Raw genomic sequence first — 24,402 nt, 5'->3', positions numbered from 1 at the left:
GATCATGAAGTTAGCGGCGTGTCCGTCGGCGTGTCGCGCCGCTAACTTCATGATCGACAGGGGTAGATGGGGGTGGGGTGTGCGGGGGCGGGGGCGGGGGCGGGGTGTGGGGGTAGGGGTCGGGTTGGTTGTCGTATGGGTCTGATGGGATGAGCTGATGCAGGCGTACCGGTTGGTGCGGCGGCCCGGAGGGCCGGCGCGGGGGGACGGGGCGACGCCTGACAGTGCTTCCGTGCTCGCCAGCGACGGCACGTCAGTGGGCGGTGTCGGCACGCCGGGTGGGCCCGATCGCGTGGCCGGGGCCGAGCTGGCCGTCGGCGGCGGCTGGCGGGCCGATCCGGTGCAGGCCGAGGTGGTCGGGCACACCGACGGGCCGATGCTCGTGCTCGGCGGCCCGGGCACCGGCAAGACCAGCACGCTGGTCGAGGCGGTCGCCGCCCGGGTGGCCGAGGGGGCCGACCCCGAACGGATCCTGGTGCTGACCTTCGGCCGCCGAGGTGCCACCGCACTGCGACAACGCATCGAGGCTCGGATCGCCCAGGACGGCCACCGGGTGCTGCGCGAGCCGTTGGTGCGCACCTTCCCGGCGTACGCCTTCGGGCTGCTCCGCCGCGCCGCCGCCGAGCGGGGCGAACCGTCGCCCCGGCTGCTCACCGGCCCCGAACAGGATCTGATCATCCGTGAGCTGCTGGACGTGGTGGGCGAGGAGCCCGAGGACGACCCGGTCGGCTGGCCCACCGACCTGCGCCCCGCCCTGCGCACCCGGGCGTTCGCCGGCCAACTGCGCGACCTGCTCATGCGCGCCGCCGAACGCGGTGTGGGCCCGATCCACCTGGCCCGGCTGGGTGAGAAGCTCGGCCGCGCCGACTGGCCGGCCGCCGCCCGCTTCCTGCGGGAGTACGTCGCCGTGCTCGCGTTGCGCGACGTCAGCAACCGGGGCTCCATCGCGTACGACCCGGCTGAGCTGGTCCGGGCGGCCACCGGGCTACTGCGCGACGACGAGGAGTTGCTGGCCGCCGAGCGTCGTCGGCTCGCGTACGTCTACCTCGACGAGCTGGCCGACACCGACCCCGCCCAACTCGAGCTGCTCTCGGTCATCGCCGGCGGTGGCAAGTCGCTCGTCGCGTTCGCCGACCCGGATTCCTCCACGTACGCGTTCCGGGGCGCCGACCCGGCCGGGGTGGCGACGTTCCCGCACCGGTTCCGGACGGCATCCGGTGCGCCGGCCGCGCAGGTGCTGCTGACCACGTCGTACCGGGCCGGGCCGGGTCTGCTCACGGCGATCGCCCGACTGGGTCGCCGGCTGCGGGGCCCGGCCGCGCACCGCCGGCTGCACCCCCTGCCGGACGCGCCGCCCGGCGTGGTCGAGGTGCACACCTTCCGCTCGGCGACCAGCGAGGCCGCCTGGCTGGCCCACGCGCTGCGCTCGGCACACCTGCTCGACGGCGTGCCGTGGTCACGGATGGCGGTGCTGGTGCGGTCAACCGCGTTGCAGCTGCCCACCCTGCGACGGGCGCTGCACGCTGCCGGCGTACCCACAGTGGTGCACGGTGAGGATCTGCCCCTGCACCTGCAACCGGCGGTCGCACCGCTGCTGCTCCTGCTGCGCTGCGCGCTGGAGCCGGAAAGACTCGACGAGGAGGCGGCGGTCGCGCTGCTGCACTCGTCGCTCGGCGGGGCCGACCCGCTGGCCGAACGGCGGCTGCGGCAGGGCCTTCGCGCGCTCGCGTTGGCCGGCGGTGACCGCCGTCCCTCCGGGGAGCTGATCGTCGAGGCACTGCAGGATCCGGAGGAGTTGGCCGGCATCGAGCGGCACTGGGCGGAGCCGGCGCAGGCGGTGGCCGGGCTGCTGGCCATCGCACGCGAGGTCGCTGCCCGGCCGGGCGCGACCGCCGAGGAGGTGCTGTGGGCCGTCTGGCACGCCAGTGGCCTCGCCGAGCGGTGGGCCGGCGCGATCAACCAGGGGCGTCCGGAGGCCGGTGAGGGCGACCTGGCCCGGCGTCGGCGGGCCGAGGCTGCCGACCGCGACCTGGACGCCGTGCTGGTCCTCTTCGACGCGGCGGCCCGGTTCACCGACCGGCTGCCCGGTGCCCGCACCGAGGTCTTCCTCGACCACGTGCTCGCCCAGGACCTGCCGGCCGACACCATCGCCCCGACCGCCGACCGGGGAGCGGCGGTACGCCTGCTGACCGCGCACGCCGCGAAGGGCCTGGAATGGGACCTGGTCGCGGTGGCCGGTGTGCAGGAGGGCATCTGGCCGGACCTGCGGTTGCGCGGCAGCCTGCTCGGCTCCGAGCGACTGGTCGACGTGCTGGCCGGCCGGTCGGTCGACGGGGCGACCGCGGCGAACGTGGTGGGTCAGACCTCGGCTCTGCTGGACGAGGAGCGTCGGCTCTTCCACGTCGCCATCAGTCGGGCCCGCCACCGGCTGCTGGTCAGCGCCGTGGCGTCGGCCGCCGTCGGCGGGGACGACCACGAGGAGCAACCCAGCCGGTTCCTGCACGAGCTGGGCCCGAGCATCCCGCCACCGACCCCGCCGAGCGCACCGCCCACCCCGCCGAGCACGCCACCGACCCCGCCGACCACGCCACCGACCCCGCCGAGCACGCCACCGACCCCGCCCACCCCGCCGAGCGCGCCGCCTCCGGCCCCACCGACCCCGCCCGGTCCCCGCACCGAGCCGTCGTCCGGCGGCAACGGGGGCGCTGCGGCGGGCGAGACCGGCGACGAGGAGCCGGACCGCCCCGGGGCGCTGCCGGTGACCCGTCCACCCCGGGCGCTCACCCTGCCGGCGTTGGTCGCGGAACTCCGTACCGCCATCACCGACCCGGCCGCCCCGGCGGCCCGGCGGCGCGCCGCGGCGGCCGAGCTGGCCCGGCTCGCCGCCGCCGGGGTGCCCGGCGCGCACCCCGACGACTGGTGGGGGTTGCGGGTTCTCTCCGACGACCGGCCGCTCGTCGACGACGGCGACCCGGTGCGGGTCACCCCGTCGGCCATGGAGAGTGCGCTGCGGTGCAGCCTGCGCTGGCTGCTGGAACGGCACGGCGGTAGCGGCCCGACCAGCACCGCGCAGGGGGTGGGCAACCTGGTGCACGCCGCCGCGATGCTCGCCGAGGACGCCAGCGCCGACCGTGGCGCGCTGCTCGACTACGTGGCCGCCCGGTTCGACGCGATCGAGCTGGCGGCCCGGTGGATGGCCGGGCCGGAGCGGGAACGCGCCGAGGCGATGGTCGACAAGCTGCTGCGCTGGCTGGCCACCAATCCGCGCCGGTTGCTCGCCATCGAGCACGAGTTCGCCGTCCGCCTGGACGACCCGAACCGGCCGGTCGACCTGACCGGTCGGGTCGACCGGCTGGAGGTCGACGAGGCCGGGCGGCTCGTGGTGATCGACCTGAAGACCGGCAAGTCCACAGCTGTCACCGGCACCGATCTGGCCGAGCACCCGCAGCTCGGCGCCTACCAGGCGGCGGTGGAGGCAGGGGCGTTCGCCGAGTTCGGTGACGAGTCCGGGGGCGCCGCGCTGGTGCAGCTCGGGACCTCCGCCAAGGACGCCAGGGAGCAGAATCAGCCGGCCGCCAGCGAGGGGCCGGCGGCCGGTTGGGCGACCGCGCTGGTGCGACGGACCGCCGATACGATGGCAGCCGCCACGTTCGCCGCGGTGGCCAACTCGAAGTGCCGGGTCTGCCCGGTGCGCACCAGCTGCCCGGTCTCCGGGCAGGGCCGCCAGGTCGTCGAGCCGCCCACCGTCCGACGCGCAGGCGAGGGCGAGGAGTGAGCGTGCGAACCCAGTCGCGACCTGGGACGGCACCCGTGAGGGCGAGGAGTGCGCCGGTGTTGGGAACTGAGACGGCACGGTGAGTCAGCCCACCCTGTTCGGCGCGGGTCCCGCGCCGACGCCCCGACTCGCGGACTCCGGCCCCCGGTACACACCGGTGGAGCTGGCCAAGCTGCTGCGGTTGCCGGCGCCCACCCGGGAGCAGGCCGCGATCATCGCCGCCCCGGTGGAACCGCTGCTGGTGGTCGCGGGCGCCGGGTCGGGCAAGACCGAGACGATGGCCGCCCGGGTGGTCTGGCTGGTGGCCAACTCGTACGTGCGGCCGGAGCAGATCCTCGGGCTGACCTTCACCCGCAAGGCGGCCGGCGAGCTGGCCCATCGGGTACGAACCCGGCTCGACCAGCTGATCCGCCGACTCGGCAGGCAGGGGCGGGACCCGCTGGACGACCCGCTCGCGGGTGAACCCACCGTCTCCACCTACCACTCATACGCGGGGCGGATCGTCACCGAGCACGGGCTGCGGGCCGGCTACGAGCCGTCCACCCGGCTGCTCACCGAGGCGTCCCGCTGGCAGTTGGTCGACCTGCTGGTGCGCAACTACGACGGCGACATGTCCGCTGTGGACCGGATGCCGAGCACCATCACCGACGCGGTGCTGGCGCTGGCCGGGGAGTTGGACGAGCATCTGGTCGCGCCGGACGACCTGGCGGCCTGGACCGGTCGGTTCTTCGCCGAGGTGCAGTCCCGGCCGGGTCGGGTGTACGCCGACGTGCGTAAGGCGCTCACCCTCCAGCAGACCCGGTTGCGCCTGTTGCCGCTGGTGCGGGCGTACACCCGGCGCAAGGAGGACTTCGAGGCGATGGACTTCGCCGACCAGCTCGCCAGGGCGGCCCGGGTGGCCCGGGACCACCCGGGGGTCGGCGTGATCGAGCGGGACCGCTTCCGGGTGGTGCTGCTCGACGAGTACCAGGACACCAGCCACGCACAGGTGGTGTTGCTCAACGCGCTGTTCGGTGGCGGGCACCCGGTGACCGCGGTGGGCGACCCGTGCCAGTCGATCTACGGCTGGCGGGGGGCCAGCGCGGGCACCCTGGACCGGTTCCCCACCGAGTTCGCCCGCGCCAACGGTGAGCCGGCCCCGGCGCTGGGCCTCACCACGAGTTGGCGCAACCGCCCGGAGATCCTCCGGGTGGCGAACGCGCTCTCCACCCCGCTGCGGGCGGCGGGTGCCCGGGTGCCGGAACTGCGCTCCGCGTTGACCGTCCGGGACCCGATCCCGCACCGCAGCCCGGGCGGCGCAGCCGGCGGCACCGTGCACTGCGCGATGCTGCCCACGTACGCCGACGAGGCTGCCTGGATCGCCGACAGCGTGCTCGCCGCCTGGCGTGGCGCGGCCGGGATGCCGGGCGCCGCCCCTGAACACATCCCGGTGGAGCGCCGTCCGACGACGGCCGTGCTGGTCCGGGTGCGCAGCCAGATTCCGGCGATCGAATCGGCGCTGCGTGAGCGGGGCCTACCTGTCGAGGTGGTGGGGCTGGGCGGCCTGCTGGACACCCCCGAGGTACGTGACGTGGTCTGCACGCTGCGGGTCCTGGCCGACCCGACCGATGGCGCCGCGCTGCTGCGGTTGCTCACCGGCGCCCGTTGGCGGATCGGGCCACGTGACCTGGTGGCGTTGCACCGGCGAGCCCGGGCCATCGCGAACGCCCGGCGACAGGTGGCCGCCGACGAGGCCTCGGAGATCAGTCCCGACCTGTTGGACGAGGCGACCCTGGTGGAGGCGTTGGCCGACCTCGGGCCGGCGCAGGCGTACTCGGCCGAGGGTTTCGCGCGGCTGCGCGCGTACGGCCGGGAGTTGGCGCTGCTGCGCTACCGGCTGGACCAGGCGCTGCCGGACCTCATCGCGGACATCGAGCGGACCATCGGCCTGGACGTGGAGGTCGCGGTGCGGGCCGGCCGGGACGGCGCCGGCGACGCGGGCCTGGCCCGGGGGCATCTGGACGCGCTCGGCGACGTGGCGGCCCGGTTCAGCGGGGAGACACCCGGCGCGACCCTGTCCGGGTTCCTGTCCTACCTGGCCGCCGCCGAGGACGAGGAGCGCGGTCTGGCGCCGGGCGAGGTCGAGGTGGTGGAGGGCGCGGTGCAGGTGGTCACCGCGCACGCCGCCAAGGGCCTGGAGTGGGACGTCGTGGCGGTGGCCGGGCTCAGTCGTGGGCTGTGGCCGGGGCCGGTCCGCAACTCCGACCACTGGTTGGGTGGGCTGGGCGTGCTGCCGTTCCCGCTGCGCGGCGACGCCGACGGGCTGCCCGAGTTGGCGCTCGACGAGGCGGGCGACCAGCGGGCCGTGGCGCGGGCGGTGACCGACTTCACCGACGCGTGGCGGGCCCACGACGAGCGGGAGGAACGCCGGCTGACGTACGTGGCGGTCACCCGGCCGCGCCGGCTGCTGCTCTGCTCCGGTTACTGGTGGGGAGAGGGCACGAAGCGACCGCGAGGTCCGTCGGTCTTCCTGCGGGAGGTGTACGACGCCTGCCTCGACGGCGGGCCGGGGCACCTGATCGACGCGTGGGCGCCCGCGCCGACCCCGGACGCGACGAACCCCACGGCCGAGGTCGTGCTCCGCGCGGAGTGGCCGGCCGACCCGCTGGGCGGTCGCCGGCCGGCGTTGGCCGAGGCGGCCGGGCTGGTGCGTCGCCTGATGGCCGACGGCCCGGCGGCGGCGCTCCCCGGGCCGGTCGGGCCGGTGCTCCCTGTGCCGGCCGGGCCGGTGCTTCCTGTGCCGGCCGGGCCGGTGCTCGCCGGGCCGGTCACGCCGATCGGCTCGACGGTCGAGTCAGGCGAGCAGGTCGAGCAGGTCGAGCAGGTCGAGCAGGTCGAGCAGGTCGAGCAGGTCGAGCAGGTCGAGCCGGAGGTGGATCCGGAGGTGGCGCGCTGGCAGCGCGAGGCGGACCTGCTGTTGGCGGAGCGCGCCGAGCTGACCCGGCTCTCCGGTGCGGTCGAGGTGGCGCTGCCCGGGGCGCTGAGCGTCACCCAGCTGGTAGCGCTGCGGCGTGATCCGGCGGCGCTGGCGCGTACGCTGCGTCGCCCGGTGCCGTCCGAACCCAACCCGTACGCCCGTCGAGGCACCGCCTTCCACGCCTGGTTGGAGCAGCGCTTCGGCGCCGACCGCCTGTTGGACCTGGACGAGCTGCCCGGCGCGGCCGACGCCGATGCCGCACCCGACGAGGCGCTGGTCGAGCTTCAGGAGCGGTTCCTGGCCAGCGAGTGGGCCGACCGGTCACCGGTGGAGGTCGAGGTGCCCTTCGCCACGGTGATCGCTTCAGTGGTGGTGCGGGGCCGGATGGACGCGGTCTTCGCCCGGCCGGGTGGCCGGTTCGACGTGGTCGACTGGAAGACCGGTGCGCAGCCCACCGGGCCGGCAGCCGACGTGGCCGCCGTGCAGCTGGCGGTGTACCGGCTGGCCTGGGCGGAGTTGGCCGGCGTGCCGGTCGAGCGGGTGGGCGCGGCGTTCCACTACGTCCGCCACGGGGTCACCGTCCGGCCCGCCGACCTGCTGGATGTGACGGGCCTCACGGCTTTGATCGCCCAGTTGCCCGAAGATTCTGGCCAACATTGACCACTGCGGGGAAAACCGTGGTAGCTTATCCGGGTTGCAGTTTTGGTTACCAGAGACTCTGTGTGCGCCTGGCGGGATTGTGGCCCCAGGCGCTCTTTGTTGTGTCCGGAGTTCTCCGGGCGGGGCGACCAGAAGCGACAGGCGATTCGCGCATCCCCGCGCGGAGCGCTCCTCTTCGGGCACGCAACAAGTGCGTGTCCGACGTTCCGTCAAGGAGACGAAACACATGGCTATTGGCACCGTGAAGTGGTTCAACGCTGACAAGGGCTTCGGCTTCATCACCCCCGACGGCGGCGGCGCTGACGTCTTCGCCCACTTCTCGGCGATCCAGTCCTCCGGCTACCGGAGCCTGGACGAGAACCAGCGGGTCGAGTTCGAGGTGACCCAGGGCCAGAAGGGCCCGCAGGCGGAGAACATCCGCCCGCTCTGATCTTCGGATCGGTCAGTATTACCTGTCCCGCCCTCCGGGTGTGACGGTGACGGGACCGGCCCGCCCCGCTGTCGCCTGCGCAAGCAGGCGGCGGCCCGGCGGCGGGCCGGCCCGTACTCCAATCGGTTCGTGCTTGTGAGTCCTGGCTGCCTTGCGCCGCCGGTTGACAGCGCCGACTTCGGCGCCCTCCCTCGACACGTTCCGCGTCGAGGAAGGCTTTCGCATGACCACAGTTATTCCTTCGTTCGCTCTTACCGGGCTGGCACCGGCGCTGCTCACCGCGTTGACCGCGCAGGGCATCAACGAGCCGTTCCCGATCCAGACGGCGACGCTGCCCGACTCGCTCGCCGGCCGGGACGTGCTGGGCCGGGGTCGTACCGGCTCCGGCAAGACCCTCGCCTTCGGGCTTCCGCTGCTGTCCCGCACCGCCGGCCGCAAGGCCCGGCCCGGTCGCCCGCTCGCCCTGGTGCTGGTGCCGACCCGCGAACTGGCCCAGCAGGTCACCACCGCCCTGGCCCCGTACGCCCGTGCCGTCGGGCTGCGCTGCACCACCGTCGTCGGCGGGCTGTCGTTGCAGCGGCAGGCCGACGCTCTGCGCGCCGGCGCCGAGGTGGTCGTCGCCACCCCCGGCCGGCTGCACGACCTGATCAACCGCGGCGACGCCCGGCTCGACCAGGTCGAGATCACCGTGCTGGACGAGGCCGACCAGATGGCCGACATGGGCTTCCTGCCGCAGGTCACCAAGCTGCTGGAGCAGGTCGCGCCGCAGGGGCAGCGGATGCTCTTCTCCGCCACCCTGGACGGTGGCGTGGACCGGCTGGTCCGCCGCTTCCTGAGCAACCCGGTCACCCACTCGGTCGACCCGGGCACCGCCACCGTCACCGCGATGACCCACCACGTGCTGCACGTCGACGCGCTGGACAAGCCCGACGCGCTGACCCGGATCGCCGCCCGTGAGGGCCGCACCATCCTGTTCATGGGCACCAAGCACCGCGCCGACCGGCTGGCCCGCCAGCTGCTCTCCAAGGGCGTACGCGCGGCGGCGCTGCACGGCGGCAAGTCCCAGCCGCAGCGCACCCGGATCCTGGAGCAGTTCCGCAACGGTCAGGTGACCGCTCTGGTCGCCACCGACGTGGCAGCCCGGGGCATCCACGTGGACGGCCTGGACATGGTGGTCAACGTGGACCCGCCGACCGAGGCGAAGGACTACCTGCACCGCGGCGGCCGTACCGCCCGGGCCGGCGAGTCGGGTTCCGTGGTCACCCTGGTCCTGCCGGAGCAGCGCCGGGACGTGTCCCGCCTGATGGCCACCGCCGGTATCCGGCCCGAGTCGGTCCAGGTGCGCGCGGGTGACGGATCGCTGGCCCGGGTGACCGGTGCCCGCGAGCCGTCCGGTGTGCCGGTGACCATCGTCGCTCCGCCGGCACCCGCCTCTCGGACCCGTACCTCCGGCGGCTCGGCCACCGACGGTGGCGCCCGTCCGGCGCACCGCGCGTCGGGCCGGTCCCGTCGGCCGCGTCGCCCCAGTACCGTCTGATCCTCTGCGCGTCGACCGACCCGTCCCGCTTCGGCGGGGTGGGTCGGTTTTTTCTGTGCGGTGACCCCGGCCGGTCGGCTGTCGGCGCGGCCCGACCGGTCAGCCGGCCGCGCCGGGTGGCCCCTCGGCTGAGTCGGTAATCAGCCTTTCCCGGGTCGGCTGGCCGACTGCGCCCCGGTCGGTCGTGGTCAAGGCTGACCGACGGGGGGAAGTCGGGCGGGGGGCCCGGCTCGGGAGGGGTGACCATGGCGGGCGAAGCCGGCTCGGGTGCGCTGCGTGAACTGATCCTGGTGGTCGCCGTCGCGCTCGCCGGATTGTTGCTCGCCATGGTTGCGGCCTTCGCGCCCTGGCATGCCACCCCGGCGGGTAACGCTCCCGCCGGTCTGGTGGAGCTGCGCAGTCCTGGCGACCCGGGCCTCGGCCCGTCGACCGCACACGTGGGCTGAGCAGCAACCGGCCTACCGGTGCCGGCGGAGGGGCAGGCCCGGTGAGGATCGGTATCGAGATGTGGTCGGGTCGGCGGGGCACCGACCCGACCACATCGCCCCACACCCCACACCCCACACCCACCGCGCCGATCTTGCAGTTTCTGTTGCCGGTATGGGCCGTTACGCCCCCTACGTCACGACAGAAAGTGCAAGATCGCGAGGCGAGGCGAGGCGAGGCGAGGCGAGGCGAGGCGAGGCCGGGCGAGGCCGGGCGAGGCCGGGTGGGGTGGGGTCAGGCGGGGGGTGTGGGGATGGGGCTGACGGGGGCGTGGGTGAGCAGGTCGGCCAGGGTGGTGCTGTCGACCACAGTGGCGATCGCCCCGTGCACCGCCAGCCAGACGTCGGTGAGCCCGGCGGCCACTCCGTGATAGCCGGCCCGCTCGGCCGGCAGACCGCGCACCGTGGTGAGCGACCCGCCGACCGCACGCAGCACGTCTCCGACGGTGATCTCGTCGGCCGGGCGGGTCAGCGCGTACCCGCCGTCGGCGCCGCGATGGCTGTGCAGCAGACCGGCCCGGCGCAGATCGAGCAGGATGCCCTGCAGGAAGCTGAGCGGGATGTCCTGCACCTCGGCCAGGCTGGCCGCCTTCGCCAACTCGCCGACCCGGTCGCCGTCGCCGCCACCACCGGCGGCGGCGACGGCGAGCATCGCCCGGAGCGCGTAGTCGCTGCGCGCGGAGACGAACACGTCACTGACCAGCCTGGTCCAGTACGCCCCAGCGGCGCCGGATCGCCTTGTCCGCAGCGCCGAACGCGGTGTCCACGAGGAGTCCGACGACCAGGATGACGATCATGATGGCCATCAGCCGTTCCGCGTCCGAGAAATCCCTCGCGTAGGTGAGCTGAGCGCCGATCGACGTTCGCGCGGCGATGACCACGAGCAATTCACCGGCCATCAGGCTGCGCCATGCGAAGGCCCAGCCCTGCTTGAGGCCGGCGACGATCGCGGGCAGCGCGGCTGGCGCGATGACGTACCGGTACAGGTTCAGACCTCGGGCACCCAGGTTGCGGCCGGCACGCTGCAGCAGCGGCGGGACGTAGTCCACGCCATGGATGACACCGTTGGCGATGGACGGTGCGGCACCGAGCACCACCACGAAGAAGATCGCCTGTTCGCTGAGTTCGAAGAGCAGGATCGCCAGGGGGAACCAGGCGATCGACGGCATCGTCTGTAGTGCCGTGATCATGGACCCGATGGCGGCCCGGAGCACCTTCGACCGAGAGACGCCGAGGCCGAGCAGCAGGCCGACGGCCACTGCGGCGGCAAAGCCGATCACCGCACGCCGTGCCGTGGTGGCCAGCCCGTCCCAGAGCGCTTGGCTCAGAAAGTAGTCGGCGAGGTCGGCGAAGACCGGCCCTGGGCCCGGGAGGGCCCACGGGTCCTTCCACCCGGTCCAGACCACGGCCTGCCAGATTGCGATGGCGATGGCCAGTGCGGCGAGCTTGGGCCAGGTGGCCGCCCAGATTCGGGTGCCCCGGGAGACCTCCTTGTCCCGACCGGCGATCTCCAGCGCGTCGAGGCCGGTGATCTCCGCGTCGGTACGCGCCGAGCTGGTGAGGGTGTCACTGGCCATGGCGGCCCACCTCCGTACGGAGCCGCTCGGTGACCTCGGCGGCGATGGCGGCGACCTCGGGGGAGTCGATCCGGCGAGGGCGCGGGATGTTCACCTCGGTGGAGTAGATGATCCGGCCGGGTCGGCTGGAGAGCAGGATGATCCGGTCGGCCAGCCGGGCCGCCTCGCGGACGTTGTGCGTCACGAAGAGCACCGAGAGCTTGCGCTCGGACCAGATCCGTTCCAGCTCGTCGTGCAGGATGTCGCGGGTCATCGCGTCCAGCGCGCCGAACGGCTCGTCCATCAGCAGCACCGGAGTGTCCAGGGCCAGCGTGCGGGCGAGCGCGACACGCTGCCGCATCCCGCCGGAGAGCTCGTGCGGGCGCTTACGGCCGAAGTCGGCCAGGTGGACGGTGCGCAGCAGCTCGGCCACCCGCTCGCGACGCTGGGCCCGGGGCAGTCGGCGAAGCTTGAGGGGCACCTCCACATTGGCGTCGACGGTCAGCCACGGGAAGAGCGCCGGCTCCTGGAACATCAGGCCCGGGTTGACGTCGCCGCCCAGGGTGATCTGCCCGCCGCTGACCCGGTCCAGCCCGGCCACCAGGTTGAGCAGGGTGCTCTTGCCGCAGCCGGACGCGCCGACCAGACAGACGAACTCGCCGGGTGCGACGTCCAGCGACACTCCGTCCAGGGCCAGGACGGCGTTCGCCCCGCGCCCGTACACCTTTGTCACGCCGGAGAGCGCGACCGCTGTGGTCGCGCTCTGCGGCGTCGTCGTGGTCGACGTCATGGCTGGACGACCTCGGGCTTGCCCTGCGCCTTGAGCGCGTTGTTGAGGTACTTCAGGTCGTACAGGCCCTTGAGGTCGACCGGTTCGGTCAGGCCGACATCGACGGCGTGGTCGAGCCCGGCCTTCAGGGAGGACGAGATCGGGTCGTTGGTGAACTCCAACGTCGGCCACGCCTGCTTGATGAGCTTCAAGTCGAGCGGCTTTCCGGTGATCTTGCCGATCGCGTCGGAGATGGCCTGCTGCGCCTCGTCCGGCTTGGTGTTGACGAACTCGTTGGCGGCCACCTGACCGTCGACCAGCCTCTGCACCACGTCCGGGTGCGCCTTGAGGAACTTGGTGCTCACCAGCAGGTTGGTGATGACGAACTTCTTGTCCGGCCACAGGTCGCGCTCGTCGACGAGCACCTTGCCGCCGGCGTTGACCAGGCGGGAGACGAACGGCTCGGGCACCCAGGCGCCGTCGATCGCGCCGCTGTTGAACGTCTCGATGGTCTGGGCGTTCTCCTGCGGCACGATCTTGACGTCGCCGCCGCCCTCCTTGGTGGTGGTGAGGCCCTGCTGCTTGAGCCAGTACCGGATCGCCACGTCCTGGGTGTTGCCCAGCTGCGGGGTGGCGATCTTCTTGCCCTTCAGATCCTGCACACCCGTGATGGTGGGCTTGACCACCAGCGCCACCCCGCCGGAGGCCGCGCCGGAGATGACCCGGACGGCCTCGCCCTTGGACTTGGAGAAGGCGTTCACCGTCGGGTTCGGACCGATGTAGGTGGCGTCCAGCGCACCGGAGAAGACCGCCTCGATGGCGGCCGGGCCGGCGTTGAAGGTCTTCGGGTCCAGCTTGACGTTGGTGCCGAGCTTCTCCGTGAAGATGCCCTTCTCCACGCCGACGACGGCCGGCGCGTGGGTGATGTTGGGAAAGTAGCCGAGGCGCAGCGTCACCGGGCCGGAGCTGCCGCCCGCGCCCTCGCTGTCGTCGCCGCACGCGGCGGTGCTGCCCAGGGTCGCCGCGCCGACCACGGCGAGGGTGGCCAGGGTGACCAACCGGCGCAGGGGGAGCCGTCTCATCGTCCATCCAATCCGCAGTATTCCTACTTAGTTGGTAGGAAGAGTGGGCCAGGCTGCGGTCAGCGTCAAGGCCCATCCACATAGCGGGATGGCGCATCTCAATTATGTCGGTATTTCCTACCAGCTTGCTAGGGTAATCGGCGTTCGGTCACCGGCTAGAGAGGCGACTTCGCGATGACCTTCCACTGGTTCCTGCCCACCTCCGGCGACGGCGACCAGGTCGGTGCCGCCACCGTCACCGCGGGTGCCGCCAGGCACGACCGGGCCGCGACGGTGGCCTACCTGGCCGAGGTTGGCCGGGCGGCCGAGACGAACGGGTTCACCGCCGTACTCACCCCGGTGGGCGCCGGCTGCCCCGACCCGTGGATCGTCTGCGCCGCGGTCGCCCAGCACACCGAACGGCTCGGCATGCTGGTCGCGGTCCGGGCCGGGTTCGCGCTGCCGACCCTGATCGCCCAGCAGGCCGAGGCGTTCCAGGCCGTCTCGGGCGGCCGGCTCTCGCTCAACATCGTGACCGGGGGCGACCCGGCCGAGCAGCGGGCGTACGGCGACTTCCTCGGGCACGACGACCGCTACGCGCGCACCGGCGAGTTCGTCGAGGTGCTTCGCCGTGCCTGGGCCGGCCGGCCGTTCGACTACGCCGGACAGCACTACCGGGTCGACGGCGGCGGCCTGGCCACCCCACTCGCCGCGCCGCCGCCGGTCTACTTCGGCGGCGCGTCCCCGGCTGCCGAGACGGTGGCCGCCCGGCAGGCCGACGTGTACCTGATGTGGGGTGAACCACCAACGTCGATCGCGGCTCGGGTCGCCCGGGTCCGGGCGCTCGCCGCCGAGCACTGCCGCACAGTGCGCACGGGCCTCCGGCTGCACGTCATCGCCCGCCCCACCAGCGCCGAGGCGTGGGCCGAGGCCGACCGGCTGCTGGCCGGGATGAGCCCGGAGCGGATCGCCGCCGCCCAGGCCCGGTTCCGTCGGATGGACTCGGTCGGTCAGACCCGGATGGCCGCGCTGAACGCCGGCCGCACCGACGGGCTCACCGTCGCACCGAACCTCTGGGCCGGCGTCGGCCTGGTCCGCGAGGGCGCCGGCACCGCGCTGGTCGGCAGCTACGCCGAGGTCGCGGCCCGAATCGACGAGTACGCCGCGCTCGGCGTCGACGAGTTCATCCTCTCCGGCTGGCCGCACCGCGAGGAGGCCGAGCGGGTCGGCGCCGAGGTGCTGCCCCTGGTGACAGCCCCGGTCGCGGCGGCTCCGGGAAGGTCGCGGGTGGCGGAGGTGTCGACGCGCTAGGGTCGACTCCGTGGCGGCGCGGAGATCCAGAATTCCAGCGACGAAGTATCCGGTCGAGCGGTTCACCCTCGACAACGGCCTGCGGGTGGTGCTCACCCCCGATCGCAGTGCCCCGGTTATCGGGGTGGCGGTGGTCTACGACGTGGGCATCCGCTCGGAGCCGGAGGGGCGTACCGGCTTCGCCCACCTCTTCGAGCACCTGATGTTCCAGGGCTCGGAGAACCTGGAGAAGCTGGCCCACTTCCGGCACGTGCAGGGGGCGGGCGGCACCTTCAACGGCTCCACCCACCTGGACTACACCGACTACTTCGAGACGCTGCCGAGCAACGCGCTGGAACGCGCGTTGTTCCTGGAGGCGGACCGGATGCGGGGCCCCCGGCTGACCGAGGAGAACCTGCGTAACCAGGTCGACGTGGTCAAGGAGGAGATCCGGGTCAACGTGCTCAACCGGCCGTACGGCGGCTTCCCCTGGCTGACCCTGCCTCCGGTCATGTTCGACACCTTCCCCAACGCCCACGACGGCTACGGCTCCTTCGACGACCTGGAGTCGGCGACCGTCGCCGACGCCGCGGACTTCTTCCGCCGCTACTACGCCAGCGGCAACGCCGTGCTGGCCGTCAGCGGGGACATCGACGTGGCCGAGGCGACCGAACTGGTCACCCGGCACTTCGGCGACGTGCCGGCCCGGCCGGCACCGCAACGGCCCGACTTCACCGAGCCCGACCTGACCGCCGAGCGGCGCACCTCGTACACCGACGCCCTGGCGCCGCTGCCGGCGGTGGCCGGCGCATGGCGCGTGCCCGACCCGGTCACCGACTTCGACGGCTACCTGCCGTACGTGGTGCTGGCCGAGGTGCTCACCGACGGCGACGCGTCGCGGCTGGTCGAACGACTGGTGCAGCGGGATCGCACGGTGACCAGCCTCGGCGGATACCTCGGTTTCATGGGCGACCCGTTCGACGTCCGCGACCCCACCGCGCTGCTGTTGCAGGCGCACCTGCCGCCCGGTGGCGACGTGGACAAGGTGCTGCGCACCATCGACGAGGAACTGGACCGGCTGGCCACCGACGGGCTGACCGACGGCGAGCTGGCCCGCACCCAGGCGCGGATGGCGACCCACCTGCTGCGGGACACCGACGCGGTGCTCGGTCGGGCGCTACGCATGGCAGTGCTGGAGCAGCAACGCGGCGAACCGGGTCTGCTCAACGAACTGCCCCGGCTGGTCGGCGAGGTCACCGAGGAGCAGGTCCGGGCCGCCGCGGCCACCCTGCGCCCCGAGCGCCGGGCCGCCATCGAGGTCATCGCCGGAGGCGTTCGGTGAGCGCGAGGAGTGAGCCGGTTCTGCGAGCCCCACAGTCGCGAACGAAGGTGACACAGTGAGTATCGCTACTTCTCCTGCCGGCCCGCGTACGCTGCCGCCGCTCGGGCCGAACCGCAAGCTCAAGGTGCCCAAGCAGGCCGAGCGCACACTGCGCAACGGGCTCACCGTGATCGCCGTACGCCGGCCCGCCGTACCCCTTGTCGAACTGCGGCTCTGGGTGCCGTTCGGCCGGGTCCACCTGGCCCGCGGCGCGATGCTCTCGCAGACCATGCTCTCCGGCACCGAGTCGATGTCCAGCGTGCAGATCGCCGCCGAGTTGCAGAAGGTGGGCGGCGGGCTCTCCGCGGGCGTCGACCCGGACCGGCTGATGCTCTCCGGCGCCGGCCTGGTCACCGGCCTGGACCGGATGCTGGAGCTGCTGGCCGAGGTGCTGACCGGTGCCAGCTACCCCGGTGACGAGGTGGCCACCGAACGGGACCGACTCGTCGACCGGATCCAGGTGGCACAGAGCCAGCCTTCGCACCTGGCCCGGGAGGCGCTGCTCAAGCGGATCTACGGCCGGCACCCGTACGCGACGCAGACGCCGGAGCCCGGCCAGATCCGTGCCGTCCGACCGGCGGCGCTGCGCACCCTGCACTCGGAGCGGGTCCACCCGACCGGCGCGCAGTTGGTGCTGGTCGGTGACGTCCAGCCGGAGAAGGCACTGGACGCGGCCGAGCAGGCGCTCGGTGGCTGGTCGGGTGCCGGGCGGGTGGCCGAACTGCCGGCGACACCGCCGCTGGAGCCGGGGCCGCTGCTGCTGGTCGACCGGCCGGGCTCGGTGCAGTCCTCGCTGCGGATCGCGCTGCCGGCGGTGTCGCGCACCGACCCGGACCACGCCCCGTTGCAACTGGCCAACCTGATCTTCGGCGGCTACTTCTCCTCCCGGTGGGTGGAGAACATCCGCGAGGACAAGGGCTACACGTACGGCCCGCACTCGTTGATCGAGCATTCCGTCGCGGGCTCGGTGCTGGTCGCCGCCGCCGACGTGGCCACCGAGGTCACCGGCCCGGCGCTGCTGGAGACGACGTACGAGCTGGGTCGGTTGGCGTCGCTGCCGCCGAAGCCCGAGGAGTTGGAGCAGGCCCGGCAGTACGCCCTGGGCACCCTCCAGCTCGGCATGTCCACCCAGGCCGGGTTGGCGGCGTTGACCAGCGCGTACGCCGGCAACGGTCTGCGCCTGGACTTCCTCGCCGAGTACGCGGCGAGGTTGGCGAAGGCGAGCATCGACGACGTCGCGCAGGCGGCGGCCCGCTACCTGGCCCCGGCCCGGGCGGCGATCGTGGTGCTCGGCGACGCGGAGCGGGTGACCCCGGGGCTGGCCGCGCTGACCACTGTGCAGACCGAGCAGCAGGCGTGAGCGAGCAGGCCATGGGGCTCAGCAGCGGGGCGCTGGCGTGAGCGGGGAAGCGGCGCCGCCGTTGGCGCGGTCCACGCTGGATCGGGCCGCGCACCGGCGGGGTGACCCGCAGTGGTTGACCGAGGCGTGGTTGCGCGCCCGGGTGCTGCTGCTCGACTCGACCGACGAGGGTCGGACGCTGGCCCGCACCGAGACGTCGCCTCCGACGTTGGTGCTGTTCGGGGCGGCCGACGTGCCCGCCGGGTCGGAGTCGGTGGCGATGTTCCTGGGTGTCGAGCCGGACGGGGTGCCGGTCTTCGCTGTCGACGCGCCTCTTCCGGCGATCCCGGGAACCCGGGCGGTCCACCTCCGGGAGGTGGGTCACCTGCTCGCCGACCGGGAGGCCGGCATCTTCACCACCGCGTTGGCGCTGGTCAACTGGCACACTCGACACGGTTACTCGACGAGTACCGGCGCGCCGACCGCGATGGACGAGGCGGGTTGGTCCCGGGTGGACCGCAACGGTGGGCGGATCTGGCCGCGTACCGACCCGGCGATGATCGTGCTCGTTCACGACGGCGTGGACGGCCCGGACGGCCACTGCCTACTCGGCAACAACGCCGGCTGGCAGGGCACCCCGGGTGGTCGCCGCTACTCCTGCCTGGCCGGCTACGTCGAGCCAGGGGAGTCGGCGGAGGCGGCTGTGCTGCGCGAGGTCCGCGAGGAGGTGGGCATCGGCGTCGAGCGCATCGGGTACGTGGGCAGCCAGGCCTGGCCGTTCCCCGGTTCGCTGATGCTGGGCTTCCTGGCCACCGCCGACCCGGCCGAGCCGGTGCGGGTCGACCCGTCCGAGATCGCGTACGCCCGGTGGTTCTCCCGACAGGAGATCGGGGCGGCGTTGGCCGGGCAGACGGTGGACGTGGGCGACGGTGCCCGGCTGATCCTGCCGCCTCCGTCGTCGATAGCGCTGTTTCTCATCCACCGCTGGCTGGACGGCTGGACGGACGCCGACAGCTGAGCACGGTCCCGACCCGTGGCCGCCGTTGCCGCGGCGGTCACGGGCCGGGAACACGGGCCGTCGTGGTCAGCGGGTGCGATCAAACGCGGCGGGGGAGCCGGTCCGACCACGACGGACGACCTGTGGAATCAGGTGCCGGTGCGGCCCGGTCTGTGTCGGAAGGCGGGCCGCGACTCGATCAGCGGAAGGACCTTGACCCGTTGCTTGCCGGCGCGGACCGCGCCGACGGTGGCCAGGGCGCGGGCCAGTTGCAGCGCGGCGTCCCGGTTCTCGGCGTGCACGGTCTGCCGGCGCGGCTCGGGCGTGGTCGTCTCGTCGCGAAGTCGGTGGCCGTCCGCCCAGGCGGCGGCGATGTCCCCGTCAGCGACGGCGCGGATGTCGGTGCGAACGATCAGGAACCGCATGAGGGTCTCCGGATGAACCGCGACGGATGAGCCAGTGTGGAAGTTCCACGTACTCGAGGCCATGTTACGCCCCGTGTTCGTCGCAGCAACTGAAACGCGCCTATCGGTTTCGAGCCTCGTCCGATCGGCGGATGCCTGCTCAGCAGGGTCGCGGGTCGCGGAGCGACCGAGCCTGCGGGTACGACGCGACGGGGCCGCCGGCAGTGTGCCGACGGCCCCGTACCAGTCACCGGATCAGTTCAGATCGAACTGGCCCTTCTTCGCCCCGGTGATGAAGCCGAGCCATCCCGCGCGGTTGAACAGCAGCACCGGGCCGCCCCGGTCCTTGCTGTCGCGCAGGGCGACCGCCGACGGGCCGGCGGCCAGCGGGGCGACCTCCACGCAGTTGGAGGTCTGACTGCGTGTGCTGGTACGCCACGGGGCGTCCGCCAACGAGTGGGCGGAGACGGATGGCGTGTTGCGGATTTCCTTCATGGTTCTGCTCCTGGTGTGCAGCGATCCGATGGGACGAGTGGTGCCGCACGTCCCGACGGCAGGTCCCCCGTGGATCACCGGTCCGTCAGTCGCCCCGATTCCCGGCGGCGTTGGGTCGGCGCCGTTGCCGGACCGAACGCCACTGTGGATGGGGGCGCCGCCTCGGTCAGCCGTCCCGTCGCCTCGATCAGCCAGGAGAGGGTGTCCGAGGCGTCAAGTGCCGCCTTGCATAGCCACTCGAACACCACTTTATAGCGATTTAGCGTGATTGCCTCGGTCGACATGACGTCGGTGAAGCCACCTTCGATGGCCAAAGTCTCCGGATCGAGGGGATCGGCGAACCGATAGACCGAGAAGGCGGTCGGCGGGAGGTACCAATCGCCGATCTGGGTGTCCCGGGGTAGCACGTGCAGGGCCACGTTCGGCAGCAGCGCCAACTCGCAGAGCTGGAGCAGCTGTTCGTGCAGCACCTCCGGCGGCCCGGCCCGGCGGCCGAGGGCCGCCTCCTCCAACACGGCCGTGTAGCGGGGAGCGTGCGGCTCGCGGGTCAGCAGCGACTGGCGGGCCAGCCGCGCCTGCACCTCGGTCTCCGGCTCGTCGCCGGGCTCCGGCTCGCCCGCGCCCGCGTTCACCTGCCGGGCCGACACGATCCGGAGCTGGGCGTAACCGGGGGTCTGCAACAGGCCCGGCACCAGCACCGGGTTGTACTCGGAGATCTCCGCGCAGCCCGCCTCCAACTCGGCCCAACCGCGCTGTTGCTGCGTCATCACCGGGAAGTTCTTCAACCAGCCGCGCATGTCGCCGGCCTCGTTGGTGATGCCCAGCAACTCGTCGTGCAGTGCCTGGTCGGCGCCGTAGAGGTCGAGCAGGTCGCCGACGTCCTGCGGGTCCGGTCGGCTGCGGCCGTTCTCAAGGCGGGACAGTTTGGACGCGGAGGCCCAACCGATACGCTCGATTACCTGATCGCCGGTGAGGCCCGCGGCCTCACGTAGGCGGCGCAGTTCGATGCCCAACCGGCGACGACGCAGGATCGGGCTGGGTGCGGCAGGAGGCACAGTGTCCTCTTTCCCGTCGACCGACGCAGACGCGACGGTAACTGTATGAAATTCGCCCCCCACGGTCAGTATGGACGGCGCGACCGGTGTCGGAGGTTCCGGCGAGGGCGTGTCTTGCGAAAATCGCACCACGGGAATGCCGGATGACGACGGACCCGCGGTCGCGCCCGTCGACCTCGCCCACCCGGGCACGCCATTCCGCCGGAGGGACCCATGCGCACGATCCTGCGCCGACCCGACTTCCGCCTGCTCTTCGGCGGTCTGCTGGCCAGCATGACCGCCGAGTCGATCCTGCTGCTCGCACTCGCCATCTGGGTCAAGGATCTGACTGGCTCGAACGGGTTGGCCGGTGCCACGATCTTCGCGGTCATCGCTCCGATGACGATGGCGCCGCTGGTCGGCTGGGTTGTCGACCGTTACCCGCGCCGACCGTTCTTCGTGGCCGCGAACGTGTTCACCGCAGCCCTGCTCGCCCCGTTGTTCACCGTCCGCGACGCGGGCGACGTCTGGATCGTCTATCTGGTGGCGGCCCTGTACGGACTCTCGTCCATCACGCTCGGCGCGGCGCTCAGTGGGCTCATCCGCGAGATGGTGCCGATCGAGCTGCTGGCGGAGGCGAACGGCGTCCTGCAGACCGTACGTCAGGGAATTCGACTTGTCGGCCCGCTGGTGGGCGCGGCGCTCTACGCGGCGCTCGGCGGATGGGCGCTGGCCGGGATCGGCATGGTCGGATTTCTGATCGCGGCGGCGGTGGTCACCGCGCTGCCCACTCCGCAACAGCGACCACCGGCCGTCCGGCTGCGGTGGCCGGCCGAACTGGGTGCCGGTCTGCGGCACCTGGCCGACGAGCCGGCCCTGCGGCGGGCCCTGCTCGGCTACGGGCTCGGGTCACTGGTGATGGGCTTCAGCGAGTCGCTCATCTTCGCCTACGTCGACCAGGGGCTGAACCGGGATGCCGCGTTCGTGGGGGTGCTGTTCACAGTGCAGGGCATCGGTGGGTTGCTCGGTGGACTCTGCTCACCGACGCTGGTCCGCCGGCTCGGAGAGGTCGGCACGCTGGCCGCCGGGGTCGCCTTCTTCTCTCCGGCCGCGCTCGCGCTCGCGTTCCCCAATCTGTGGCTCGGGTTCGCGGCGGTGCTGCTGGCCGGGGTCTCGCTTCCGCTGACGATGGTGGGTCTGCACACGCTGATCCAGCGCCGCACGCCGCCTTCGCTTGTCGGCCGGGTCGCCGCCGCCACCCAGGCGGTGGTCCGCGGGCCGCAGGCGGTCTCCATCGGGGCGGGGGCCCTGCTGGTCGGGTTCCTGGACTACCGGCTGCTGTTCGCGCTGGTCGGGGTGGCCACCCTGGCCGCCGGCAGCTACCTGTGGCGGGGCCGGCACCTGAGCGCCCCGGCCGGGGCCAGCCCGCCGACGCCGCCCACCCGCCCGACGCTCCCGGCACCCCGCCGTCCGGCCGAGGACGCCGACCGACCAGGGCTCCCGGCACCCCGTCGTCCCGCCGAGGACGCCGACCGGCCCGGGCTTGCGGCACCCACCGACAGTGGTCACCGTGACCCGTTCCCGAACACGACGAGCGGCCGCCCCGGGTGGGGCGGCCGCGCACCGAGAATGAACCGGCGGATCAGGCGTTGAGCGTCTCCAGGTGCTGTTTCACCTGGGTGATCGAGGGATTCGTCAGGGCGCTGCCGTCGGCGAAACGCAGCGTCGGCACCGTCTGGTTACCGCCGTTGACGCTCATCACGAAGTCAGCGGCCTTCGGGTCCTGCTCGATGTCGACCACCTCGTACCCGATGCCCTCCCGGTCGAGCTGCGACTTCAGCCGGTGGCAATAGCCGCACCAGGGGGTGGAATACATCGTCAGCATGGTCGGATCCTCCAACTCCTCCGGCCGCGACTTGGGGATCAAGCCGAGGCTGTTCGCTGCAACGCTGGGAGGAGCTGAGATGATTCCTGGTTGTGGTGGTTCACTCAGCGTCGGAACAGGTGCTCGCCGGGCTGGACCCGGAGCAACGGGCCGCCGTGACCGCGCCCGCGGGCCCGGTCTGCATCCTGGCCGGCGCCGGCACCGGCAAGACCCGGGCGGTCACCTCCCGAATCGCCCACCGGGCTCTCTCCGGGGAAATCTCCCCCCGCCACGTGCTCGCTGTCACCTTCACCGCCCGGGCCGCCGCCGAGATGCGACACCGTCTCACTCTGCTCGGGGCGCAGGGTGTCCAGGCGCGGACATTCCACGCGGCCGCGCTGCGCCAGGTGCGGTACTTCGCCCCCCGGCTGCTGGCCGGCCGCGCCATGCCCGAACTGCTGGACAGCAAGGTACGACTGGTCACCCTCGCCGCCGCGCGGGTCGGCCTGCGCACCGACCGGGCCGCCGCCCGCGACCTGGCCGGCGAGATCGAGTGGGCGAAGTCGTCGCTGGTCGAGCCGACCGAATACGTGGTGGCCGCTGCCCGGGCCCTGCGCGACACACCGCACGAGCCGACGAAGGTCGCCGACGTGTTCACCGCGTACGAGCAGCTCAAACGGTCGAACGGCGTGATCGACTTCGAGGACATGCTGCGGGCCGCGGTGTGGGGCATCGAGGAGCACCCGGACGTCGGCGAGCAGATCCGCAGCCAGTACCGGCACTTCGTGGTCGACGAGTACCAGGACGTCAACCCACTCCAGCAGCGGTTGCTGGACGCCTGGTTGGCCGGCCGCAACGACCTGACCGTGGTCGGCGACGCCAGCCAGACGATCTACTCGTTCACCGGGGCGACCTCGGCGTACCTGGTCGACTTTCCCCGCCGGCACCGCAACGCCACAGTGGTCCGGCTGGTCCGTGACTACCGCTCCACCCCGCAGGTGGTCGGGCTGGCCAACGCGGTGATCTCCCAGGCCCGGGGCACCGAGGCGCGCCTGCGGCTGGAGTTGAGCGGGCAGCGCCCACCCGGCCCCGAGCCGGACCTGCGGATCTTCACCGACGAGCCGGCCGAGGCGAACGCGGTGGCCGCGCGCTGCCGGTCGCTGATCGACGCGGGCACACCGGCGAAGGAGATCGCCGTGCTGTTCCGCGTCAACGCGCAGTCCGAGGCGTACGAGAAGGCGCTGACCGAGGCCGAGGTGCCGTACGTCGTGCAGGGCGCCGAGCGGTTCTTCGAACGGACCGAGGTGCGCCAGGCGATGGTGGCGCTGCGGGCGTCCACCCGCTCGATCCCGGGGGAGACGCCGCTGCCGACCGCCGTCGTCGAGGCGCTCACCGCCGTCGGCTGGGCCCCGGACGCGCCCCCGGCCGGCGGCGCCGCCCGCGAGCGATGGGAGGCGCTGTCCGCGCTGGTCCAGCTCGCCGAGGAGTACGCGGCCACCCCCGAGGTCGTGCCGATCGGCGAGGCCGCCTCGGTGGAGCGCCCGGTCACCCTCACCGACTTCACCGAGGAGTTGGCGCGCCGGGCCGCCCAGCAGCACGTGCCGACTGTGGACGGCGTGACGCTGGCGTCCCTGCACTCGGCCAAGGGGCTGGAGTGGGACGCCGTCTTCCTGGTCGGGCTCGCCGAGGGCACCCTGCCCACCACCTACGCCAAGACCGTCGAACAGGTCGAGGAGGAGCGCCGGCTGCTCTACGTCGGGATCACCCGCGCCCGGGAATGGCTCTGGCTGTCGTACGCCTCGGCGCGTTCGCCGGGCGGACGAGCCCGGCGGCCGTCGCGGTTCCTGCCCCAACTGGACCGCTCCGGTGGCACGGAACGGGCGAGCAGCGGCACCGGTCCGGCCCGAGGTCCCGAGCGACGGCGAACCCAGATCGTCTCCTGCCGGATCTGCGGCGCGACCCTGCTCGCCGGCCCGGACCGCAAGCTCGGCCGCTGCCCCACCTGCCCGTCCGACATAGACGATGAGCTGCACGAACGGCTGCGCGAGTGGCGGCAGCGGATGGCCGGTGCGCAGAAGGTCCCGGCCTACGTGGTCTTCACCGACGCGACGCTCGTCGCCCTGGCCGAGCGGCGACCGGGCCGGTCGGAGGAGCTGATCGCCATCGCCGGTATCGGTCCTCGCAAGCTGGGCCTCTACGGGGAGTCGGTGCTGGCCCTCGTAGCCGGCGCCGGGGTGGACGATGTCTGCCCGGAGAAAACTTTCGAAATCTCGTCGTAAATTCGTTTGCCCTCGCCCCGGCGCGAGGAATAGCCTCAGAACACACCACGCGAGCGGCGCCATTCCGGCTGCTCACGAGGTCGGTCCAGT

Annotated in this window: 18 protein-coding genes and 1 pseudogene; 11 read left to right on the top strand and 8 right to left on the bottom strand. The window is 72.6% G+C overall.

Translation table 11 applies throughout. The features are described from left to right. Window positions 1-157: 157 nt before the first annotated feature. The 5 genes from ABZU43_RS21265 (at window position 158) to ABZU43_RS21245 (ending at window position 9,804) form a co-directional block, all read left to right on the top strand. A complete protein-coding gene (locus ABZU43_RS21265; RefSeq protein WP_355008200.1) occupies window positions 158-3,775 on the top strand; it encodes an ATP-dependent DNA helicase in 3,618 nt (1,205 codons plus the stop codon). A 79-nt stretch (window positions 3,776-3,854) separates the two neighbouring features. Next, window positions 3,855-7,391, top strand: a complete 3,537-nt coding sequence (locus ABZU43_RS21260) for a UvrD-helicase domain-containing protein (protein ID WP_355008199.1) — start codon at window positions 3,855-3,857, stop codon at window positions 7,389-7,391. Between the two features lie 226 nt (window positions 7,392-7,617). After that, complete coding sequence (locus tag ABZU43_RS21255; RefSeq protein ID WP_007464836.1) at window positions 7,618-7,821, top strand: cold-shock protein; 204 nt, start codon at window positions 7,618-7,620, stop codon at window positions 7,819-7,821. A 223-nt stretch (window positions 7,822-8,044) separates the two neighbouring features. Then, complete coding sequence (locus ABZU43_RS21250) at window positions 8,045-9,358, top strand: DEAD/DEAH box helicase (RefSeq protein WP_355008198.1); 1,314 nt, start codon at window positions 8,045-8,047, stop codon at window positions 9,356-9,358. Window positions 9,359-9,603: 245 nt separating this feature from the next. Beyond that, complete coding sequence (locus ABZU43_RS21245; RefSeq protein WP_355008197.1) at window positions 9,604-9,804, top strand: hypothetical protein; 201 nt, start codon at window positions 9,604-9,606, stop codon at window positions 9,802-9,804. 274 nt (window positions 9,805-10,078) lie between these two features. Here the strand turns inward: ABZU43_RS21245 and ABZU43_RS21240 are convergent, their stop codons facing one another. Genes ABZU43_RS21240 through ABZU43_RS21225 form a run of 4 tightly spaced genes read right to left on the bottom strand, consistent with a single transcriptional unit; the run spans window position 10,079 to window position 13,250 of the window. After that, the gene (locus ABZU43_RS21240; protein WP_355008196.1) at window positions 10,079-10,534 is read right to left on the bottom strand and encodes an Rrf2 family transcriptional regulator; all 456 of its coding nucleotides are present in this window, start codon (window positions 10,532-10,534) and stop codon (window positions 10,079-10,081) included. A gap of 1 nt (window position 10,535) precedes the next feature. Further along, window positions 10,536-11,420, bottom strand: coding sequence for an ABC transporter permease (locus ABZU43_RS21235; protein WP_355008195.1), 885 nt, complete (start codon window positions 11,418-11,420; stop codon window positions 10,536-10,538). Next, window positions 11,410-12,189, bottom strand: a complete 780-nt coding sequence (locus ABZU43_RS21230) for an ABC transporter ATP-binding protein (protein WP_355008194.1) — start codon at window positions 12,187-12,189, stop codon at window positions 11,410-11,412. Before ABZU43_RS21230 ends, ABZU43_RS21235 begins: the two co-directional genes overlap by 11 nt. After that, a complete protein-coding gene (locus ABZU43_RS21225; RefSeq protein WP_355008193.1) occupies window positions 12,186-13,250 on the bottom strand; it encodes an ABC transporter substrate-binding protein in 1,065 nt (354 codons plus the stop codon). Before ABZU43_RS21225 ends, ABZU43_RS21230 begins: the two co-directional genes overlap by 4 nt. A gap of 174 nt (window positions 13,251-13,424) precedes the next feature. On the opposite strand from ABZU43_RS21225, the gene ABZU43_RS21220 reads away from it, so the two are divergent. Genes ABZU43_RS21220 through nudC form a run of 4 tightly spaced genes read left to right on the top strand, consistent with a single transcriptional unit; the run spans window position 13,425 to window position 18,257 of the window. After that, complete coding sequence (locus ABZU43_RS21220) at window positions 13,425-14,540, top strand: LLM class flavin-dependent oxidoreductase (RefSeq protein WP_355008192.1); 1,116 nt, start codon at window positions 13,425-13,427, stop codon at window positions 14,538-14,540. A gap of 10 nt (window positions 14,541-14,550) precedes the next feature. Next, window positions 14,551-15,861, top strand: a complete 1,311-nt coding sequence (locus tag ABZU43_RS21215; RefSeq protein ID WP_355008191.1) for a pitrilysin family protein — start codon at window positions 14,551-14,553, stop codon at window positions 15,859-15,861. A gap of 55 nt (window positions 15,862-15,916) precedes the next feature. Next, complete coding sequence (locus ABZU43_RS21210; RefSeq protein ID WP_355008190.1) at window positions 15,917-17,260, top strand: pitrilysin family protein; 1,344 nt, start codon at window positions 15,917-15,919, stop codon at window positions 17,258-17,260. A 37-nt stretch (window positions 17,261-17,297) separates the two neighbouring features. Further along, on the top strand, window positions 17,298-18,257 hold the full coding sequence (nudC, locus tag ABZU43_RS21205) for an NAD(+) diphosphatase (protein ID WP_355008189.1): 960 nt from the start codon (window positions 17,298-17,300) through the stop codon (window positions 18,255-18,257). A gap of 128 nt (window positions 18,258-18,385) precedes the next feature. On the opposite strand, the gene ABZU43_RS21200 is transcribed toward nudC, so the two are convergent. From ABZU43_RS21200 to ABZU43_RS21190, 3 genes are all read right to left on the bottom strand, one after another. Next, window positions 18,386-18,661: a hypothetical protein gene (locus ABZU43_RS21200; RefSeq protein ID WP_355008188.1), complete on the bottom strand. Its 276-nt coding sequence runs from the start codon at window positions 18,659-18,661 to the stop codon at window positions 18,386-18,388. A 234-nt stretch (window positions 18,662-18,895) separates the two neighbouring features. Then, complete coding sequence (locus ABZU43_RS21195; RefSeq protein WP_355008187.1) at window positions 18,896-19,135, bottom strand: DUF397 domain-containing protein; 240 nt, start codon at window positions 19,133-19,135, stop codon at window positions 18,896-18,898. 74 nt (window positions 19,136-19,209) lie between these two features. Then, complete coding sequence (locus tag ABZU43_RS21190; protein WP_355008186.1) at window positions 19,210-20,190, bottom strand: helix-turn-helix transcriptional regulator; 981 nt, start codon at window positions 20,188-20,190, stop codon at window positions 19,210-19,212. 213 nt (window positions 20,191-20,403) lie between these two features. Between ABZU43_RS21190 and ABZU43_RS21185 the strand changes: the two are divergent. Beyond that, window positions 20,404-21,597: pseudogene (locus ABZU43_RS21185) on the top strand (MFS transporter); the annotation flags it as partial. Window positions 21,598-21,811: 214 nt separating this feature from the next. On the opposite strand, the gene ABZU43_RS21180 reads toward ABZU43_RS21185, so the two are convergent. Continuing rightward, the gene (locus ABZU43_RS21180) at window positions 21,812-22,054 is read right to left on the bottom strand and encodes a mycoredoxin (RefSeq protein WP_112681335.1); all 243 of its coding nucleotides are present in this window, start codon (window positions 22,052-22,054) and stop codon (window positions 21,812-21,814) included. Between the two features lie 92 nt (window positions 22,055-22,146). On the opposite strand from ABZU43_RS21180, the gene ABZU43_RS21175 reads away from it, so the two are divergent. Next, complete coding sequence (locus tag ABZU43_RS21175) at window positions 22,147-24,312, top strand: ATP-dependent DNA helicase UvrD2 (protein WP_355008185.1); 2,166 nt, start codon at window positions 22,147-22,149, stop codon at window positions 24,310-24,312. Window positions 24,313-24,402: the final 90 nt, after the last annotated feature.

It is taken from the genome of Micromonospora sp. NPDC005205 (genome assembly GCF_040608275.1).
Taxonomy (GTDB): domain Bacteria; phylum Actinomycetota; class Actinomycetes; order Mycobacteriales; family Micromonosporaceae; genus Micromonospora.
The sequence above is the reverse complement of the archived record's forward strand: the minus strand, read 5'-3'. Positions and strand labels throughout refer to the sequence as shown.